Genomic DNA, 1,180 nt, shown 5'->3' with positions numbered 1-1,180 from the left:
TGAGTTTTCAATTCTAAAGCATTGGCATAACGCGGCGACGTCACAGGACACTGTAACGCTAGATTGGGAGCGCAGCCTAACTAACATCAGTCAGTTAGCTGAACTTTTACAAGAAAAAGCACGCACATTGCGATCAGAAAGCGCCTTGTTACGTTGGTATTGGCAGTGCATTGGGCAGACTGCGCAGCCATCAGCCGAAAAACTCGCGACGCATCAGCTTCGTTTAGAAAGCGACGAGGCCTTGGTTCGTATCGTGACGATTCATAAGTCAAAGGGCTTGGAATACCCAATTGTGTTTTTACCGTTTCTGTTTACGACAAGAGATGCGCAACAGGCTTGGTTCTATGATGAGGCTGGACGCTTATGTTTAGCATTAGAGCCGAACGAGCAACAGCAAACAGCGGCTGATCGAGAGCGTTTAGCGGAAGAAATGCGTTTACTATATGTCGCTTTAACGCGCGCACAATATCATTGTTATATCGGCACCGCGGAGTTTAGTGGGAGTCGATCACCCAAAATGTACTCCACTGCGCTTGGTTATTTGTTATCACAGGGCCAGTTACCCGATGATCTTGAAAAAGGATGGCTGCAAGACGCAATCTCTCGTTTTACGAAGCACACTGATTTTTCTACTTCATATCAATATCTCACGTTTGAAGAAGTACACGCGCTCAATCGCTCGAGTCGATTGTTGATTGATCAAAGTTCTCAATCGGCTTCTGAGCTCTCAGACGAGTTATTCGCTCCTCAATTAAAACAATCATGGAAGGTCCAAAGCTTTACCGGATTGCTTAATGAGCACAGAGCATTAAACCCGCATAGTGAGCATACTCATCGATCAATGGATGATCTCGGCGAAGCCCCGCCAGCTAACGCGATTGATATTATGAATTTCCCCAAGGGTAGTCAGGCAGGTACTTTCTTGCACCGCTTATTCGAGGATATTGAATTCGCAACGGGCGAGCTAAACACCAATGTCCCAGCCACTAATTTAGAAGAGCACATCTGTAATTTGTTGCAGCAGTATGCCTTAGTGCCAGAGCGGCATGAACAAGCATGGGCGGCTTATCTCGAGCAATGGGTTCAACAAGTGCTTGCGCTGCCGCTGATAGAAATCGGCAGCGCTTCTGGAGCATCAATTGCTTTAGCACAATTAGACGAAAACGATTATCGCGTTGAA

General features: G+C 46.5%; 1 protein-coding gene. It reads left to right on the top strand.

Annotated features, from left to right (window positions below):
• The coding region (locus A3762_RS09420; RefSeq protein WP_304439278.1) for a 3'-5' exonuclease at window positions 1-1,180 on the top strand (1,180 nt) is incomplete at both ends.

The organism is Oleiphilus sp. HI0125 (assembly GCF_001635355.1).
The sequence above is the reverse complement of the archived record's forward strand: the minus strand, read 5'-3'. Positions and strand labels throughout refer to the sequence as shown.